This window comes from Arthrobacter sp. 2762, from assembly GCF_040548745.1.
Lineage (GTDB): Bacteria > Actinomycetota > Actinomycetes > Actinomycetales > Micrococcaceae > Arthrobacter.
This window is the reverse complement of sequence record NZ_JBEPSI010000002.1, coordinates 315,429-333,505: the sequence shown is the minus strand read 5'-3', so window position 1 is coordinate 333,505 and position 18,077 is coordinate 315,429. Positions and strand designations below refer to the sequence as shown.

Annotated in this window: 13 protein-coding genes; 6 read left to right on the top strand and 7 right to left on the bottom strand. The window is 63.6% G+C overall.

Going from position 1 to position 18,077, the window contains the following annotated elements; all coding sequences use genetic code 11:
• Positions 1-35: 35 nt before the first annotated feature.
• The 4 genes from ABIE18_RS05495 to sufU all read left to right on the top strand — a co-directional run bounded on the left by ABIE18_RS05495 (position 36) and on the right by sufU (position 7,569).
• Entirely contained in the window at positions 36-2,699 is a 2,664-nt protein-coding gene (locus ABIE18_RS05495; protein WP_499721659.1) for a helix-turn-helix transcriptional regulator, read from the top strand.
• A 469-nt stretch (positions 2,700-3,168) separates the two neighbouring features.
• Entirely contained in the window at positions 3,169-5,631 is a 2,463-nt protein-coding gene (locus tag ABIE18_RS05490; protein ID WP_499721657.1) for an ATP-binding protein, read from the top strand.
• Positions 5,632-5,728: 97 nt separating this feature from the next.
• Positions 5,729-7,057, top strand: coding sequence for a cysteine desulfurase (locus ABIE18_RS05485; protein WP_499721656.1), 1,329 nt, complete (start codon positions 5,729-5,731; stop codon positions 7,055-7,057).
• A gap of 59 nt (positions 7,058-7,116) precedes the next feature.
• A complete protein-coding gene (sufU, locus tag ABIE18_RS05480) occupies positions 7,117-7,569 on the top strand; it encodes a Fe-S cluster assembly sulfur transfer protein SufU (protein WP_499721654.1) in 453 nt (150 codons plus the stop codon).
• 44 nt (positions 7,570-7,613) lie between these two features.
• On the opposite strand, the gene nhaA is transcribed toward sufU, so the two are convergent.
• The 4 genes from nhaA to ABIE18_RS05460 form a co-directional block, all read right to left on the bottom strand.
• Positions 7,614-8,951 (bottom strand): Na+/H+ antiporter NhaA, encoded by a 1,338-nt coding sequence (nhaA, locus tag ABIE18_RS05475; protein ID WP_499721873.1) that lies wholly within the window; start codon positions 8,949-8,951, stop codon positions 7,614-7,616.
• A gap of 122 nt (positions 8,952-9,073) precedes the next feature.
• The gene (locus ABIE18_RS05470) at positions 9,074-9,295 is read right to left on the bottom strand and encodes an SCO4848 family membrane protein (RefSeq protein ID WP_477513770.1); all 222 of its coding nucleotides are present in this window, start codon (positions 9,293-9,295) and stop codon (positions 9,074-9,076) included.
• A gap of 1 nt (position 9,296) precedes the next feature.
• Positions 9,297-9,794 carry a DUF2505 domain-containing protein gene (locus ABIE18_RS05465; protein ID WP_431119148.1) on the bottom strand — a complete coding sequence of 166 codons (498 nt, stop codon included), beginning with the start codon at positions 9,792-9,794 and terminating at the stop codon, positions 9,297-9,299.
• Positions 9,795-9,844: 50 nt separating this feature from the next.
• Positions 9,845-11,431, bottom strand: coding sequence for an SDR family oxidoreductase (locus ABIE18_RS05460; protein WP_499721653.1), 1,587 nt, complete (start codon positions 11,429-11,431; stop codon positions 9,845-9,847).
• 57 nt (positions 11,432-11,488) lie between these two features.
• On the opposite strand from ABIE18_RS05460, the gene mfd reads away from it, so the two are divergent.
• Both mfd and ABIE18_RS05450 read left to right on the top strand, forming a co-directional pair.
• On the top strand, positions 11,489-15,121 hold the full coding sequence (mfd, locus tag ABIE18_RS05455) for a transcription-repair coupling factor (RefSeq protein WP_499721652.1): 3,633 nt from the start codon (positions 11,489-11,491) through the stop codon (positions 15,119-15,121).
• A gap of 4 nt (positions 15,122-15,125) precedes the next feature.
• The gene (locus ABIE18_RS05450; protein WP_499721651.1) at positions 15,126-15,935 is read left to right on the top strand and encodes a metal-dependent hydrolase; all 810 of its coding nucleotides are present in this window, start codon (positions 15,126-15,128) and stop codon (positions 15,933-15,935) included.
• Positions 15,936-16,061: 126 nt separating this feature from the next.
• On the opposite strand, the gene ABIE18_RS05445 is transcribed toward ABIE18_RS05450, so the two are convergent.
• The 3 genes from ABIE18_RS05445 to ABIE18_RS05435 form a co-directional block, all read right to left on the bottom strand.
• Positions 16,062-16,289 (bottom strand): hypothetical protein, encoded by a 228-nt coding sequence (locus ABIE18_RS05445; protein ID WP_499721650.1) that lies wholly within the window; start codon positions 16,287-16,289, stop codon positions 16,062-16,064.
• Positions 16,290-16,341: 52 nt separating this feature from the next.
• On the bottom strand, positions 16,342-17,034 hold the full coding sequence (gene deoC, locus ABIE18_RS05440) for a deoxyribose-phosphate aldolase (protein WP_499721649.1): 693 nt from the start codon (positions 17,032-17,034) through the stop codon (positions 16,342-16,344).
• A 128-nt stretch (positions 17,035-17,162) separates the two neighbouring features.
• On the bottom strand, positions 17,163-18,023 hold the full coding sequence (locus ABIE18_RS05435; protein WP_499721648.1) for an FAD-dependent oxidoreductase: 861 nt from the start codon (positions 18,021-18,023) through the stop codon (positions 17,163-17,165).
• Positions 18,024-18,077 lie beyond the last annotated feature (54 nt).

The following is an 18,077-nucleotide window of genomic DNA, read 5'->3' as shown; positions in this document are numbered from 1 at the left end:
GAGGAGCGTATTTTCCGTCAACCGGGTGCGTGCCCATGCAGGCTGAGCACCTTGTTGGCCGGGACGCGGAGTTGGACCTCGCGACTGAAATATTGAGGCAGGAGGGGGCGGGCGCCGTCCTGCTCCTTGCCGATCCCGGCATCGGCAAAACGGCCATGGCCGCAGAGATTGCCGCCCGCTTGGCCGGCGAAATGGTGGTGATGCGGATCCACGGAAGTACCGCGCTGTCCGCTGTTCCTTTCGGTGTCCTGGCGCCCTATCTCCTGGACCTGCCTGTGGAACAGGCCACCTCGCCGGTGGCGATCCTCCGCGAGTTTTGGTCCCAGTTCGAGAAAAGGCGCGGAAGCGAAGGTGCAAGACTCCTTCTGGTTGTAGACGACGCCCATGACCTCGATGAGGCCAGCACACAGATTCTGGCCGAGTTGGTGACGGCTGGCTGGGCGAGGCTCGTAGCAACCAGCAGGCCACGGCCAGGACTTCCTCCTGCCCTGCTCCAGCTCTGGTACGACGGCCTGGCAGAGCGCTTCGAACTCCATCCCCTGGAAAAGGAAGAAGTGGCCGAGCTCGCCGGGAAAACCTTGGGCGGGTCGGTCATGGCAAGCACCACAGATGTTTTGCACTCTGTTTCCGAGGGCAACCCCCTGCTCCTCCGTTGCCTCCTGGAAGACTCAAAAGCTGACGGAAACCTGGTGCGTCGAAATGGCGTCTGGTTCCTCACAAGGGCCCTCTCCGGCACCGGCGAAGGCCTCTCTGAAGTGGTTCGGAACAAAGTCCTGCGAACCAGCGAGGCCGAACGGGAGGCGATGTACATCATCGCTTTGTCCGAACCCGTCCCCGCCGCTGTACTCGACGCGCTTGTGGGCAGGGATACGCTGCGCTCGCTGATGGACAACAGGCTCGTGGTTTCCAGTAATGGCGCCGGTAGTCCGCTGAAAATGTGGCACCCGATGTATGGTGAGGCGCTTCGCCACATCGTTTCGCCCGCCCGTAGCCTCCAGATCCGCCAGCGTATGGTGCAGCACCTGCCCGCGGAGCCATCCACGGCGGAGGGTCTGCTCCGAATGGTGAGTTGGGCGCTGGACTGTGGTGCCGACGTCGACGACGAACAGTTGCTGCGGGCGGCGTTCCTCGCCGCAAAACTCCTGCAGAATCCACTCGCGCTGGAGGCCGCTGCCAAGGTTCGCTCCGAAGCGCTGCGCCCCCGTGCCCGTGCCGTGATGGCAATGGTCAAATACAACGACGGCGACTACCGCAGTGCCGTGCAGCTGCTCGGGGAAGATGCCGGGTTCCTGGACGCCGATCCGTCCGGGCCCCTGGGTGCCGGACTGTTGTGGGGGGCGGCAAGGTCCGCAATGGGGGACAGCTCGGGTGACATCCTGGCGGACGCCCACTCTGCCGCCGACGCACTGGTGGCGGGCCGCAACGCGCAGGACCCTGTGGTCCAGCAGATCCGACGGCATGCGGCAGCTTTGGAAGTGGCGGCGCTGGCCCATGACGGCCGCTATGGAGAGCTTCGTGAGGGACTTGCCACGTTCCAGGCCGGCCTTGCCGTGGACGAGCCGGATTTCGTCATGAACCAGCTTTTCCTGTTGGCGATGCAGTGTGAGCTCCTGATGGTGGAGGGCCAGGCGGTGCAGGCATTGGAGATGGGCCGGGAAGCGCTGGTGTTGCTGGATGAACACCATGACGACCTCCTGTACTTCACAGACTTCATCCTGGTCCGCTATGCCTTGGCCGCTCTGGAGTCGGGGGACTGGGCGGCAGCCGAGACCGCCTTGAACCGCTACGCTGCCAGCTCCGCCATGGGGCTTATAACGTTCGGCGGCGATATCCAGGCGCTCAAGGGACTGTCCTTGCTCCGGCAGGGACGTTTGGAACAGGCCACCGCTGTGCTGACTCCCGCGGTGGAGGCCCTCCGTGTGAAGGACCCGCAGAGGTTGCGCCGTCTGGGCAACGCGCTGGCGTTTTATGCTGCCGCCAGGTCAGGAAACAACGAACAGGCCCAACGCCTGTCCGTGGATACAGTGGTGGTCCCGGCTGCCGGTGGCGCCTATGTTGAAGCCCTGGCTGAGATCTTCACCCTGGCCGCCAAGGAGCATCTGAAGAAAGGAACAGGGCTGGAGAAACTGCGGAACCTCCCTGATTCCACGCATCTGCATCAACTCCCGGGCGTCCTGCTCCAGAACCTGGTCCTCAGGGCTGAGCTGGGAGACGTGCAGGTCATGGAAGCCATCCAGGAAACTGCCTCGTCAATGGCTGGGGCATGGGCAGGTGGCTGGCACATGCTGGCGACCGCCCAAGTAGACGGCGCCGGCGATGCGTTCGTCAACGCCGGTAACCTGCTGGCCGCCGGAGGCATGCCAGGGCCAGCGGCGACTGCTTTCGATAAAGCCGCTATTGCCTTTGACGCGGAGGGCAAACGGCCGGAGGCGCGGCAGGCGGCCGTGTTGCGCGACGTCAGCGAGGCCAGCCTGGGCGACGCACAGCTCCACGACCCCCACACCGAGGTAGACCGTTCCGTACCCCTGACCCGGCGGGAACAGGATATTGTGGCGCTGGCCGTTTCCGGACTCACTGACCGGCAGATCGCAGAGAAACTCATGGTCTCCGTCCGCACCGTGGAGGGCCACCTGTACCGCAGTTATGCCAAGCTGGGCATCCGCCGGCGCGAGGACCTTGGGGCTGCTGTCCGCAATTGACGCGCGGCCATTTGAGTAGCCCCGGATGCCCGCAAACACCACGTGGGTGCGGTATTACACCAATTTCCACCAATCAATGGAGTAACCCGCGCCCTGTCCCTGCCCGGACCAAGTAGTGCCCCTCCAAAGGACTGAGTACAACAGAGTATCGGGGCCGGGAAACCGCCCTACTAATCGAGTACCGATTACTGGTGTTCTGGTTTCCGGCACGCGGTTAACTGATCTTGGAAGGAAGGAAAGCCCCAAGCATCCCCCGAATTCCACATCGAAATACCGCATCGGTGGTCTCTTTGAGCCGATGCTCCGGCCGCCGAGAGGCGGTCCGGCCCTGGACGAAGCCGGCGGCGACAGAGTCTTCTGAGACCGAGACTCTCCCCCCAGCCGTCGCCGGCTTCTAGGCCAGGGATCCCGCAAAATCGCGGAAGCCTAAATTCTCCCGGACCAAGGGACTGCTGCTATTGGAGTGTGCATGTTGCCGGACCCCTGGCTGGACGAAGACAGTGTCACAGTCGGGCTGAGGCCGTCAACATTCCCGGACCGGAAGCAGATCCTGGATCTGATCCTCGCGGCAGTACCCTCTCCTTCCACCAACGGCATAGTTGTGATCGGCGACAGGGGATCTGGAAAGAGCCATTTGTTGCTCTCCATCAAAGCAGGACTACCGGACTCCATGGACGTCCGCACTTTCGCCGGCAAACCGGAACTCCAGACAACCGTCTATGGTGCGTTGAGCGCCGCAGTAGAGTCCTCAGGCGAACAAACGGCCCTCCCGGGACTTCATGTCCTGCGGGCGCTCACCCAAAGCCTCGGTCCAGCAGAATACCTGTACACACCACCGGTTGCACGGCGTCGAAGCAAGCGCCACCCCGAACCTCAACGGCCTCCACTGGTCCTCCTCGTGGACGACATCCACTTCGTCGACCCTGCGTCCCTGGCGGTTTTGCTGCAGCTGATGCCGGGATTCGGAGCCACCTTGGTAGCTACGGCCGACAGCCGCCGCCCGCTTCCGCCGGATCTGTACCAGTTGTGGGAAGACGGCTTCCTGGAGCAGTACTTCCTGGCTCCCTTTACGTTCAGTGAGGCACAGGCTCTGTGCGAGGACGTACTGGGCGGAAAGGTTCAAAGACGCGCCAGCAGTCTTCTGGCGGCGATGTGCGGGTTCAACGTGGGACTCCTTTGCCTCGCGATCCAGGATGCCCGCAACGCCCACCTCCTGGTGCAGCGCGACGGTTACTGGACCATCGACGTACGGGCACATTGCCAATGGCCCGGGGTGGTTGAGCATGTCCGGGCCGAGATCTCCCACCATGCTGCTGAAGAACTGAAGGCGTTGGAGGTTATTGCGCTCGCCGAGCCTCTGGCCCTGGATGTTGTTGAGCACAGCTTCGGCCAGAAGGCCGTGGAACACCTTCTTGACGCACACCACATCAGGGTGGTGCCCGGAAGGCCGCCGCTTGTCCGTACGAGTTCATGGCTGAGGGGCGAGGGCATCCGGCTGTCGGTTCCCCGCTCGCGCAGCACGGCGCTCCGGCTTGGCATCGAGGAGCCGGGACTCACGGCGGATTCCGCACCCGCCATGCTGCGGTGGATGACGTGGACCCTCGATTGCGGGCTGAGCCTCTCCGACGAACTCATCCTGGCCGCAGCGCCCGCCGCTGACAAACCGTCCACCGCTGAGCTGGCCATCAGGGCTTCCGTGGGCATCAACGGTCCAGGGCACCGGGATGAAGCCAGGATGCTGCGTGCCAGGGCACTCATTGCCGAGGGCCAGATCAAGGAAGCAGCACCGGAGTTGCGCGAGTTGGTGGGCACAGGATCGCAGGCGGAGGTGCAGGCCGAGGCTGCACGTCGGTTGATGGCATTGAGCCTCCTGGGGGCTGCCTCACCCATGCCGCCAAGGCCCGACGGCGGGGCGCAGGGGCCGGAGGAACCGTCGGATCCAGCCGCACGGGTTATGTGGAATGTCCACAAGGCCGAACAACTCCTGCTTTCCGGAGACGCTCCCGAAGCGCTGGAAAGGTCTTCCGCGGCCATGGCCGCCATGGGCTCCGACCCCGCGCTGGAGATGTTCCGGCCAGGTGTCCTGCTCCGCCACGTGGTCTGCCTGCGGCATAACCTGTCATGGAGCCAGGTGGACGCCCTCCTGGATTGCCCCTGGGCCTACGCGGTGCCAGCGCACCTGGCCTGGTGCCTGGACGTAGCGCGGGGATATGCGCAGCTCAGCCAGGGTCTTCCCCGTGCCGCCTTGCGTACGCTGGAACCCGTTGTGGCTGAACTGCACGACGCCGGCCTGCCGCCGGTTCTGCAGCTGGCATCGGCGATGCTGGCGTACTCCGCGGCGATGTGCGGTGATTCGGAGCAGGCCATAGCAAGGGTGCAGCAGAGCTTGGTGGCGGCGAAGGACGCAGCCGGCGAAATCCCTGCCGGCCTGTCTGACATAGGCTTGTTGCCCCAGCTAAGCGCCCTGTTCGTGGCGGCAGCCCAGGACAAGGTTTCGCTCAAGCCCGGCCACTTGTTTGCGGTAGCCGAGGCATTCCACGACCAGCACGGTCCTTTGATGGAAGCCGAGTCGTTGACCCTCATGATGCTCAACGCAAGCAGGTCCGCCGTCGAGGACCTTGTTGTGCAGCGCCGCCTTAGTGAGCTTGCCGACTCGTTGCGGGGCGCTGGCGCTGCGGCGACGGGAACTTTCGCATCGGCTTTGCTGGGTAATGACCCTAAATTGCTTGAATCTGCTGGCAAGAGCCTTTCCGGGGACCGGCAATTCGCACAGGCGGCCCTCTGTTATGCCCGGGCGGCCAGTGGCTATGAAGCAAGGACCCGCAGCGCGGCGAGCCGCCGCGCCTGGACCCTGATGGAGCGGCTGCACGGGGCTTTCGACAGCGATGTTGCTCCGCCGCTGGGATGGCTGCCCGGTACTGCGGGTCACTGACGTACTGCAGGACACTGACGTGCTGTACGGCACATCTCCGGAGGCGTCGCGCCGTGGGATAATTGAGTGTCCCTGAAGGATTTCCAAGGAGCGCCCCTTGACAGTCGTATCAACTCCCGCCTCACTGCAGCAGTCCGTGGTTCCTGCCATGGACAATGCGGAGGTGTTGCGGATCCGGAACGACTTCCCCGTCCTGGATCAACTGGTCAACGGCAAGCCGTTGATCTATCTCGATTCCGGGGCCACGTCGCAGAACCCCTTGAGCGTGATCGAGGCCGAGCAGGAGTTCTACGAGCAACGCAATGCCGCGGTACACCGTGGCGCACACCAACTTGCGGTGAGCGCGACTGAGGTCTTTGAGGACGCCCGCCAAACTGTCGCGGACTTCATTGGTGCCCAGTACGAGGAAACCGTGTGGACCTCCAACGCCACGGAGGGCCTGAACCTCATCAGCTATGCGTTGTCCAACGCCGCTTTGTGGGCTGCGCAGGGCCGTGGCAGTTCGGCGTTGAAGGAGCTGGCCATCGGCCCCGGGGACGAAATCGTGGTCACGGAGATGGAGCACCACGCTAACCTGATCCCCTGGCAGGAGCTCGCGTTCCGGACCGGAGCCACGCTCAAGTACATTCCCATCACCGATGATGGCAGCCTTCGCCTGGATGCCGCGGAAGAGATCGTGGGGGAGCGGACCCGCTTGCTGGGTTTCACTCATGCCTCCAACGTCCTGGGCACCATCAACCCGGTTGCCGAACTCGTGGCTCTCGCCCGACGCGTGGGTGCGTTGGTGGTTCTGGATGCTTGCCAGTCAGTTCCTCACATGCCCATTGACGTCAAGGACCTGGACGTTGACTTCGCGGTGTTCTCGGGCCATAAGATGCTGGCTCCCACGGGTGTGGGCGTCCTGTATGGCAAGCAGGAACTCCTGGACGTCCTCCCGCCGTTCCTCACAGGTGGCTCCATGATCACTACGGTCACTATGGAGCGCGCCGAGTACTTGCCTGCTCCGCAGCGCTTCGAAGCCGGAACCCAGCGCATCTCCCAAGCGGTTGCCCTTGCCACTGCCATCAACTACTTGTCCGAAACCGGGATCGACCGTATCCATGCCTGGGAAGCCACGTTGGGTCAGCGCCTGGTCAAGGGACTTGAGGGCATCGACGGCATCCGTGTAGTGGGTCCTGCCTCTGGGGCCGAACGCATCGGGCTGGCAGCTTTCGACGTCGCCGGTGTCCATGCCCACGACGTCGGCCAGTTCCTTGACGATCGCGGCATCGCCGTCCGCGTCGGCCACCATTGCGCCCAGCCGCTGCACCGCCGCTTGGGTCTGACTGCTACTACCCGGGCAAGCACGTATCTTTACAACACCACAGACGACGTCGATGCCTTCCTTGACGCCGTGTCTGGCGTTCGGGCCTATTTCCAGGCCTGACCCACGCGGCCACATTGCAGCCGCTCCCCACAAACTTCCACGAACGGGTAACCAGCACCATGAGTCTTGACCAGCTGTACCAGCAGATCATCCTGGACCACTCCAAGCAGCGGCACGGCAGCGGGCTCGCGGACACGGAAGCCCCAACGGGCGCATCAACCGGGCAATCCCACCAGCTCAACCCGGTCTGTGGGGACGAGGTGACCCTCCGCTTGGCTGTTGCCGATGGAACGGTCAAGCAGATCAGCTGGGACGGTGCGGGCTGTTCCATCTCCATGGCGTCGGCCTCGGTGTTGACCGACCTTGGCGAGGGAATGTCGGTAGAGGAACTGCACGCCATGATCGATAACTTCCGTGAAGTCCTCCGCTCGCGTGGAAAGGTGCAGGCGGATCCAGAGATTCTGGGAGACGCTGCCGCGTTCGAAGGAGTGGCCCGCTACGCCGCCCGGGTTAAATGCGCCATGATTTCGTGGGTTGCTGCAGAGGACGCGCTGAACCAGGCAACGGCCTAGCAGCCGCAGGGCAGCCCGCCTAGCAGTCGCAGGGCAGCCCGGCGCTAGGCGCGGCTGAAGACGTCAGGCACGCCGTCGCCGTCGTCGTCCCGTTGTTCTTCTGCCTGAACCAGACGGTACCGCCGGTTCCGGGCCCTGAGCACGACGGCGGCCAGCAGCGCCGCGATCAGGGAACCGGCCAGGATGGCAACCTTGGCGTGATCGTTGTGTGCAGACCCTGCGCCGAAACTTAGCTCGCCGATCAACAGGGAGACGGTGAATCCGATCCCGGCCAGCAACGCCAGCCCAAAGAGGTCGATCCACGCAATGCTGGAATCCAGGCTCGCACGGGTGGTTTTGGTCACCAGGAACGTGGTGCCAAAGACGCCAACGGCCTTGCCCAGCACCAACGCCGCAACTATTCCCACGGCCACCGGATCACTGAGCGCTGCCCGCATGCCGTCGAACCCGCCCAGCGCCACTCCTGCGGAGAAAAAGGCGAAGACAGGTACGGCAAATCCCGCCGAGAAGGGGCGCAGCCGGTGTTCGAAGTGCTCAGCGAGCCCTTGGGCGGGCTCACCCTTTCTTCCGCTGTTGAAGACCGGAACCGCAAAGCCCAGCAGCACCCCGGCCACGGTGGCGTGGATACCGGAGGCATGGACGAAACCCCACGTGGCCAGGGCAAGGGGGAGCAGGACGTACCAGCTGCGGACCCTCTTCTGGACCAGGAACGTGAACAGGGCCAGCGGCACCAAGGCGGCCAGGAGCATGAGCGGCTGGATACTGGTGGAGTAGAAGAAAGCGATGATGCCGATGGCGATGAGGTCGTCCACTACCGCGAGGGTCAGCAGGAAGGTCCGCAGGGCAGCGGGAAGGTGCGTGTTGATCACGGCAAGGACGGCCAGGGCAAACGCGATGTCCGTAGCCGTGGGAATGGCCCAGCCTTTGAGTGTCTCCGAGGCGGAGCCGAGGTTGAAGAGGACGTAGATCAGGGCGGGGATGACAACTCCACCGACGGCCGCGGCCACGGGTACAACGGCGCGGGCAGGTTTGCGGAGTTCCCCGGCGACGAACTCCCGTTTGAGTTCAAGGCCTGCGAGGAAGAAGAACACGGCCAGCAGGCCGTCGGAGGCCCAATGCCCCAGGCTCAGCTGCAGGTGCCAGGGTTCATAGCCTATTTTGAGGTCGCGTAGTGCGAAGTAACCGTCAGCGGCGGGCGAGTTTGCCCAGATCAGCGCAATCACCGTGGCAGCCAAAAGGAGGGCGCCGCCCACGGTCTCTGTCCGGAGGATCGAGAGGATCCGGCGGTACTCGGGGTAGCTGGAGCGGCTGAAAACAATGGTGGTCAGGGGTTGTTTGGCCACGGGGGCTCCTGTGGGTCGAGTGGTCAAAAGGGCAGGCATCGCAAAGACACCGCCGACCAGACTTCCCGGCACACCAAAGACCATTCTACCCAACTGAGTCGCAGCAGTGCGCGTTATGAGCTCTCAAAACGCGCACTGCTGCGACTCAGTTGGGCGAAAACTTAGGAAACGAGGCCTGCGATCCCGATGGCCGCCGTCGCGAGTCCCAGCACCATGGAAATGGTGACCAGGACGACGTGGACAGTGAGGAACCTGGTGGCCTTCCCAGCGGCGTCGCGGGCACGGGGGTCCTTCATGACGCGCTTGAGGAACTGAGGCCATACAACCAGCGACCATACGCCGGCAACGATCAGGACCCAGCCCAGAATGGCAGGGAGCTGCATGCTAGTGGCTTTCGAGCCAGGCCTGCGCCTGCTGGGACTGGATGTTCAGGGCCTTGCCAACCATCGGCTCGGCAGCATCGGCAATCTTGCCGCCGAGGAACGGAACGGAGGAGGAAACGTTGCCCTCAAGCTCGATCCGGGTGTTCGCGCCTTCAGCCACGAGGCGCTGGACGGCGGTGACATCAAGCGGGGCACCGGAGACTTTCAAGGCAATCTTGCTGGCGCGGGAGCCGTCTGCTGCGGGTGCCTCCCACTGCTCGGTCTGCGTGACGGTCAGGCGCTCGCCCACGAACTTGCGGGCGATATCCGGCAAGCGGGTAGTGGGCAGCGTACGAACGGTGGTGGTGCTGAAGGCGCCGGCAGGGTCGCCGTCGATCGTGAACGATTCCAGGGAGCCGCCCACCAGTTCGCTCGTGTGACGCAGGAAGTCTTCGTCGACAAATACGGCCGCTACTCGGTCAACGCTGTGCGGCAGGGTGGTGGATGCACTCAGGGCCATGGGTCCTCCGTGGATATGTTGGTAGTGAAGCTCTTTTAGCTCCCAACATCCTACGGGGTGTCCGTGGCCACGCCGGAACCGGCCTGTTGTTCAAGTTCATGTGGGTCCGCTTCCTGCATCGCTGAGGCCGCCGCGGAAATGTTCCGTGCCATCGACGGGAAGATGATCCCGTGGAACGGGTACACGCCAAGCCAGTAAAGCCTGCCCGCCAGGCCACGTGGAAAGAAGATGGCGCGTTGCTTGTAAAGGCTCCCGCCGGCGTCGGGCTCCACTGCCAACTCAAGCCATGCACGCCCGGGCGCCCGCATCTCAGCCCGGAGACGCAGCAAATGTCCGCGGTCTATGGCTTCCACACGCCACCAGTCCACCACTTCGCCGCTGCCCAGCCTTTTCGGATGCCTCCGGCCCCGGAGCAGGCCCGCCCCGCCGGTGAGCTTGTCCAGCCATCCACGCACACGCCATGCCAGCGGAAGGGAGTACCAGCCGTTCTTGCCGCCGATTCCCTCAATGATCGTCCACACGTGCTCAGGCTTCGCGTCGCTGTGGAAGGTGCGTTCGTCAAGGAAAACCTTGTAACCCGCCCAATCGGGATCGCTGGGGAGAGGATCGGCGTCGACTCCGGCATTTGCCCAGGTGGTCTCCACCTGCCCGTCCCGTTCCTTGCCCAAAGCCAAGGCAACGGCACGGCGGTAGGGAGTGAGGCCGCCGTCGGGCTGTGGAATGTAATGATCGACGTCGTGCTCCCGCGACACTGCGTCGTGCTGCAGTGACTGCACCAGCGGCAAGGACATGGACAGCGGAATGGGCGTGACCAGTGCAACCCACAGACCGGCGAGCTTGGGCGCCGGAACCGGAAGGGCGATCACCAAACGGCGGGGCAGGCCCCGTTCCACGGCGTACTCGTTCATCATGTCCTTGTACTTCAGGACGTCACGGGAGCCGATATCGAACGTCCGGTTCAAGCCGTCCGGGAGCGTGGCAGCAGCCACAAGGTAGTGCAGCACATCGCGCACGGCGATGGCTTCGATGCGGTTATTAACCCAGCTGGGTGCCGGCATGACGGGCAGGGTATCGGCCAAGTGGCGGATCATTTCGAACGACGCCGAACCCGAACCGATGACGACGCCGGCCTGGAACACGATGGAATCCACCGGGGATTCAAGGAAGACGCGTCCGACGGTCTCGCGGGAACGCATGTGCGTGGAGAGCTCTGCGTTCTCCGGATGCAGGCCGCCGAGGTAGATAATCCTGTTGACGTGGGCCCGGGTGGCTGCGTCTGACACGAGCCGGGCCATGGCTTCTTCCTTCGCCTCGAATCCACTGCCCGAAGCCATGGAGTGAACCAGGTAATAGAGCACATCCACACCTTGGAGTGCGTTCTCCAGGCTTCCGGTATCGGAGAGGGAATCCGTGATGATTTCGACGTCGTCGTGCCAGGGAACGTCGGCGATCTTCTGTGGGGAGCGGACCGCCACCTTCACACGGTGGCCAGCCTCAAGTAGCCGGGGGACCAGGCGGCCTCCGATGTAACCGGTGGCGCCCGTGACGAGGACGGTGTTGGAAGACTGGCTTGGGGATGACTGCAAAGGAACTCCTGGGCTGGAGGGAGGGGTAGGCTGGAATGACCCGGCATTCATTCGAATTTCCGGGCATTTGTGTTGCCTGCCCTTGGACCCACCCTAGGAGTTTCAGCCATGAGCCTCAACGGTCTGCGCCGCGCACTGGCGGAGGACAAGACTTTTGCGCGCGTCCGAAGTGAGGCGCAACGGCCCTTTTCGGCCCGAAGCACGGACTACCAGATCAGCGCCCCCACCGGGATGCGGGCAGTGCTGCTGGCAGAAATGGCCGACGGTCTGGCTGCCCAAGGAGCTGACGCCGGGGACGCCCCTGTTGTCCTGGCGGTCACCGCTACCGGGCGTGAGGCCGAAGACCTGACAGCGGCACTCGCCTCGTATCTTCCTGCGGACTCTGTGGCCACTTTTCCCAGCTGGGAGACGCTCCCGCACGAGCGGCTCTCACCGCGTTCGGACACCGTGGGCCGAAGGCTCTCCGTCCTTCGCCGCCTGACCCACCCTGAAACCTCGACGGCGGCGCCTTTGCGTGTGGTGGTTGCTCCGGTCCGCGCCGTGGTCCAGCCGATCGTCGCCGGTTTGGGCGACCTCGTTCCCGTCACGCTGCAGGTAGGCCAGGAACGCTCGTTCACCGATGTTGTCCGGGCCCTCTCCGACGCCGCCTATGCCCGGGTTGACATGGTGACGCACCGCGGCGAATTCGCGGTTCGCGGTGGCATCCTGGACGTTTTCCCGCCCACGGAGGACCACCCCATCCGTGTGGAGTTCTTCGGCGATGAAGTTGACCAGATGCGCTGGTTCGCCGTGGCCGATCAGCGCTCTCTGTCCGCACCCGGGATCCACCACCCCAGGGAACTGCATGCACCACCCTGCCGCGAAATCCTGATCACGCCCTCCGTCATGTCCCGTGCTGCCAAGCTGAAAGCCGATATGCCCGCCGCGGCTGACATGCTGGAGAAGATCGCCGGTGGCATCGCCGTTGAAGGCATGGAATCCCTGGCCCCGGTGCTGGTGGATGCCATGGTCCCGTTTGTGGACCAGCTTCCGGCCGGGTCCCTGAGCGTGGTCATCGAACCGGAAAAAGTGCGCACCCGCGCGCACGACCTCGCTGCTACCAACGAAGAGTTCCTGGAAGCTGCTTGGTCAACCGCGTCCGACGGCGGCTCCGCGCCCCTGGATCTGTCCTCCCAGGCGTCCACAGACTTGCACGCCGCGAGCTTCCGTTCTCTGACAGACACCCGATCCGCCGCATTGGAACACGGCGTGTCCTGGTGGTCCATCACCTCGCTCGCGACTGACGAGGACCTGGTGCTGGACATCGACGTCCTCAACCTCCATGCCCGGGAACCGCGTGGTTACCAGGGCGAGGTCGCGGAAATGCTGGACTTCATTGGCTCCCGGGTCCGGGAGCAGTGGCGCTTGGTTGTTGTTACGGACGGTCCGGGACCGGCCCAGCGCCTGGTTGAGCTGTTCCACGACGCCGACATCCCCTGTGCCCGCGTGGACTCGCTGGATAAGGATCCGCAGCCGGGCATCATCGAGGTGACCACTGCCGCCGTCGGGCGTGGTTTTGTCCTGGACGGGCTCAAACTGGGCCTCTTGACCGAAGCGGACCTGCTGGGCCGCGCCACCGCCAGTTCCACCAAGGACATGCGGCGCATGCCATCCAAGCGGCGGAATGCCGTGGACCCGCTGCAATTGCACGCAGGCGACTTTGTGGTCCACGAGCAGCACGGAATCGGCCGGTTCGTGGAGCTTATTCAACGCAAGGTGACTGGTACGTCGTCGTCCGATGCCGGGCTGCGTGAGTACCTTGTGCTCGAGTATGCGGCATCCAAGCGCGGCGCTCCGGGGGACCGTCTGTTTGTCCCCACCGACCAACTGGACCAGGTCACGCGCTACGTCGGCGGGGATACCCCTGCCTTGAGCAAGATGGGCGGCGCTGACTGGGCCAGCACCAAGTCCAAGGCACGCAAAGCCGTCAAGGAGATCGCCGGAGAGCTCATCCGGCTCTACTCGGCCCGGATGGCATCCCGCGGCCACGCTTTCGCCCCGGACACCCCGTGGCAGCGCGAGCTCGAGGAAGCCTTCCCGTATGTGGAGACCCCCGACCAGCTGACCACCATCAACGAGGTCAAGGCGGACATGGAGCGGGAAATCCCCATGGACCGCCTGGTCTCCGGCGACGTCGGCTACGGCAAAACCGAGATCGCAGTCCGAGCGGCCTTCAAAGCTGTCCAGGACGGCAAGCAGGTAGCGGTCCTGGTGCCCACTACGCTGTTGGCCCAGCAGCACTACGAGACCTTCACCGAACGTTTCTCCGGATTCCCGCTGCGTGTAAAGCCCCTTTCGCGGTTCCAGAGCGGCAAGGAAGCCAAAGAAACAGCCGAGGGCGTCAAGAGCGGCGCCGTCGATGTCGTGATCGGTACGCACCGGTTGCTGTCCAAGGACTTTGAGTTCAAGGACCTGGGGTTGGTGATCGTGGATGAAGAGCAGCGTTTTGGTGTGGAACACAAGGAAGCGCTGAAGAAAATGCGTACCAACGTTGATGTCCTGGCCATGAGCGCCACGCCGATTCCCCGTACCTTGGAAATGTCCCTGACGGGCATCCGTGAGACGTCCACCTTGGCAACCCCGCCGGAGGAACGCCACCCGGTACTCACCTATGTGGGTCCCTTCACGAACAAGCAGACATCAGCGGCCATCCGCCGCGAGCTGATGCGCGAAGGGCAGGTGTTCTTCGTGCATAACCGTGTGTCCTCGATTGAGCGAATTGCAGCGCAGATCCGCGAGCTGGTCCCCGAGGCCAGGGTGGAAGTGGCGCACGGCCAGATGTCCGAGAGCCGCCTTGAGAAGATCATCGTGGACTTCTGGGAGAAACGGTTCGACGTCCTGGTCTGCACCACCATCATTGAGACCGGCCTGGACATCTCCAACGCCAACACATTGATTGTTGACGGTGCCGATAAGTACGGACTGTCGCAGCTTCACCAGCTCCGTGGCCGTGTTGGTCGTGGCCGTGAACGTGCCTACGCCTACTTCCTCTATCCCTCGGAAAAGCCCCTGGGCGAGGTAGCCCTGGAGCGACTCAAGGCTGTGGCGGCGCACAACGAGCTCGGCGCCGGCATGCAGTTGGCTATGAAGGACCTCGAAATCCGTGGTGCGGGCAACCTGCTGGGCGGGGAGCAGTCCGGCCATATCCAGGGAGTGGGCTTCGACCTTTACATCCGGCTGGTGGGCGAGGCTGTCGCCGAGTACCGCGGCGAGGCCGAGGAGAAGGCAGCCGAGATGAAGATTGAACTGCCCGTCAATGCCCACTTGCCGCATGATTATGTGCCCGGTGAGAGGCTGCGCCTGGAGGCCTATCGGAAGTTGGCTGCCGCTGTGACCAACGAGGCCATCGATGAGGTCCTCGCGGAACTCGTGGACCGCTATGGTGAGCCGCCGCTGCCCGCGCAGAACCTCATCGCCGTGGCCCGCTTCCGGGTGGGGGCCCGCGAAGCCGGGCTGTCCGACGTCGCGCTTCAAGGCAACTTCATCCGCTTCTCGCCGGCGCAATTGCCCGAGTCCAAAACCATGCGCCTGAACCGTATGTACCCGGGTTCCCAGGTCAAGCCTGCGCTGGATGCCGTGCTGATCCCCAAGCCCAAAACGGCCAGGATCGGCGGCCGTGATCTTCAGGACGCCGAGATCCTCCAGTGGGCCAACAACGTGATCGAAGCGATCTTCTCAGACGTACCCGTAAAGGCAGGCTAACCGAATGATGGGAGGACACCACGCCGCGTCAGGAGCCGCGGCGTGGATTGCCATTGCCTCGACCGGTCCCTACGCCTTTGGCTGGTACCCGCTGGACTCCACTGGCATCCTGATCGGAGCCATGGCGACGGCGGGCACAGCGTTGGTGTGCGACTGGGACCACCGGCACAGCACCATAGCGAATTCGCTGCCACCGCTGTCCAATGTGATTGCGGTGGGAATCGAGAAAGCCAGCGGCGGCCACCGGCAAGGAACTCACTCTCTGTTGGGAGCCTCGGCCTTTGTAGTGCTGGCGGCCATGGCAGCTCAATTTCAGATGGTCACACCGGCAGGGAAGCTCTCCGTCGGTGCTGGCTTGCTGTGCATGTTCATGATCAACCTGGCAGCCAAGGCTTTGAACCTGTTTCCGAAGTCGGGCTGGATCACCAACTGGCTGTTCGCTGTAGTGATGGCCGGCCTGGTGACCTGGTTCGCACCGGATCAATGGGGTTGGTTGCCGCTGTCAATGCTGACGGGCGTCGTGGTCCACATTGTGGGGGACATGATCACCGTGGGTGGCGTACCGTTGCTGTGGCCGATCGTCATCAAGCCACCTAAATTCCTGCGGAAATCACTGATCAGTGGCATCTGGCGGGCCAACGGGGCTTTTTCGATTCCGCTGCTGGGAAGGGCCGGATCACGGCGCGAGTGGCTGGTGCTGATTCCTGTCAGTGGATACGCCATGGTGGGTATGGGCGCAGCGGGCTGGACTCTGGCCCAGCAACATTGGCCCGGAGTGCTGGCGGCATTGGGCGGTGTGATCCAGGCCCCTTGATCCGGGCGCCAAGTTGGCGTCATGACTCGCGGCCTGAAAAGTTAGGCCCTTCCCAACACTTAAAGTCCCTCTTCAAAAGCAATGGCCCGGGCACATGCCCGGGCCATTGAAAAACTGCGTGCAAGTTTAGCTTTCGCCAGCTGAGTCCGAGCGGCCAAGGATGGTCTGCGGAATCCAGAATGCGAGGGCGAACAGGCCCAGGCAGACGGCCATCGGCCACGGGTTGTCCAGGCTGAGGAATGACAGGGAGTAGATGGCGCCCAGGAAGAGCACGATCATAATCAGGAACAGGACGATGCTTACGCCGAGGTTGTTCTCTTTTTCAATGGGGGCGCTTGTTGCGTTCTTGGACATTCATTCCTCCTCGGCCCCGCAGGGCTCAAAATCTGTGGCGGTCGCGGATGCCTCAGTAATCCGATGAACCCTGTTCACCTTTGACAATGGCTATTCCGGAACTCGCTCCGATACGTGTTGCACCAGCAGCAATCATAGCCTGTGCGTCAGCCAGGGACCGCACTCCGCCGGACGCTTTGACCCCAACATCGGGCCCAACGGTCTTGCGCATCAAGGCAACGTCTTCAACGGTTGCTCCGCCGCCGTTGAATCCGGTGGAGGTTTTGACGAAGTCAGCCCCTGCCTCCACGGCCGCTTCGCAGGCAATGACCTTCTGTTCATCGGTCAGCATCGACGTCTCGATGATGACTTTCAGGATCGCTTCGCCGGCGTGGACAGCTTCGGCGACGGCGGTGATGTCATCCACCAAGGCGCCCTTGTCATTTGCGCGGGCGGAAGCCATGTTAATCACCATGTCGATCTCATCGGCGCCATCCAACACCGCCCCGCGGGCTTCGAACGCCTTGACGTCGCTGGGTGTGGCGCCCAGCGGGAACCCAATAACCGAGCAGGTCAGTACTCCGGATCCTTTGAGGGCCTTGGTGACGGTCTTGACCCAGATCGGATTGACGCAGACGGACTTGAATTTGTACTCGACGGCCTCGGCGCAAACCTTCAAAACCTCGGCCTCGCTGGCCTCAGGCTTCAACAGTGTGTGGTCGATGTACGAGGCGATGCTTGCAGGCGCGACGGCTTCGTTGCTCATGGGATCCTTCCGTGCCGGGCGTGGCCGGCCCGATGGCCGCAGGGTTGTCACTGCCCGTCAAAGGACCATCTTGCCACATGGTCCGACTGCCAGTCGGGGTTGTCCACGTAGGCAGATGGAGGCCGCAGCTAGGCCGCCATCGCGGCCTGCTGGTTGCTGCCCCATACGCCCAACAGCATCCCCGAGGCGCACAGCATCGCGGAGGATTCGGCGGAGAGAAGAAGACCCAGTCGGAGACCGTCGCAGGAAGCGGCGTCGCCTATCGCCCAGATGCCCGGGACGGAGGTGGTGAGGTCGCGCCCTACTGCGATGCCGCCGTCGGACGCAATCAGGAGACCAGCGCTTTCGGCGAGTTCGCTGCGCGCCGTACGCTCCTCGGCGAAGACCACGAGGTCGCCGTTCATGCTGCTGCCGTCCTCGAAAAGGATGCCGGTGGCGGCCGGGACGGAACCTGCAGTGGAATGAACGACGGCGGCAGGGCGGAGGGTGGTGCGGACGGGACGGACTCCGCGGGCCCGGAGCACGGCCTCTGCCTGGCCCGCTGCGGGACCATTGCCCACGAGGATTCCCAACGGCCGCCGGCCAACGATTCTGGTGACGTCCTTGACCGCTTCACCGATGTTCGCGGCGTCGTCGATGGTGGAGTAACTCAGGCCGGCTTCGGCGCCGGCGACCGGCGGGAGGCTCGGAGCTGAACCCGTGGCGATCACGAGCTGATCGTAGGAGAACTCCATGCCGTCCACCGTGGTGACGATCTTCGCTTCGGCGTCGATGAAACTTGCGGCCTGCCCGAACCGGACCGAGACCTGCGGCAGTTCTGCCAGTTCCAGGAGAGCCTCGGGGCATTCGTCGCGATTGCTGAGCACGGTGATGGTGCCATCAAAGGGGCGTTGCCGGAAACCTGAGCCGCTGCCGGCCAGCCGCCGCACCAAAGCCTGGGCCGCCGGACCTGCGCCTGCAATGACAATGTGAACGGGTGTGGAGGACATGTTTGGCCCTTTCGCTGGCGTGACCTGTTGATCATCAGCGTAGGGTGCCGGTTT

Coding starts and splice junctions, on each gene's coding strand:
- mfd (WP_499721652.1), top strand. CDS start 11,489: ATGAGCCTCAACGGTCTGCGCCGCGCACTGGCGGAGGACAAGACTTTT.
- sufU (WP_499721654.1), top strand. CDS start 7,117: ATGAGTCTTGACCAGCTGTACCAGCAGATCATCCTGGACCACTCCAAG.
- ABIE18_RS05470 (WP_477513770.1), bottom strand. CDS start 9,295: ATGCAGCTCCCTGCCATTCTGGGCTGGGTCCTGATCGTTGCCGGCGTA.
- ABIE18_RS05490 (WP_499721657.1), top strand. CDS start 3,169: ATGTTGCCGGACCCCTGGCTGGACGAAGACAGTGTCACAGTCGGGCTG.
- ABIE18_RS05435 (WP_499721648.1), bottom strand. CDS start 18,023: ATGTCCTCCACACCCGTTCACATTGTCATTGCAGGCGCAGGTCCGGCG.
- ABIE18_RS05450 (WP_499721651.1), top strand. CDS start 15,126: ATGATGGGAGGACACCACGCCGCGTCAGGAGCCGCGGCGTGGATTGCC.
- ABIE18_RS05465 (WP_431119148.1), bottom strand. CDS start 9,794: ATGGCCCTGAGTGCATCCACCACCCTGCCGCACAGCGTTGACCGAGTA.
- nhaA (WP_499721873.1), bottom strand. CDS start 8,951: ATGCCTGCCCTTTTGACCACTCGACCCACAGGAGCCCCCGTGGCCAAA.
- deoC (WP_499721649.1), bottom strand. CDS start 17,034: ATGAGCAACGAAGCCGTCGCGCCTGCAAGCATCGCCTCGTACATCGAC.
- ABIE18_RS05460 (WP_499721653.1), bottom strand. CDS start 11,431: ATGAATGCCGGGTCATTCCAGCCTACCCCTCCCTCCAGCCCAGGAGTT.
- ABIE18_RS05495 (WP_499721659.1), top strand. CDS start 36: ATGCAGGCTGAGCACCTTGTTGGCCGGGACGCGGAGTTGGACCTCGCG.
- ABIE18_RS05445 (WP_499721650.1), bottom strand. CDS start 16,289: ATGTCCAAGAACGCAACAAGCGCCCCCATTGAAAAAGAGAACAACCTC.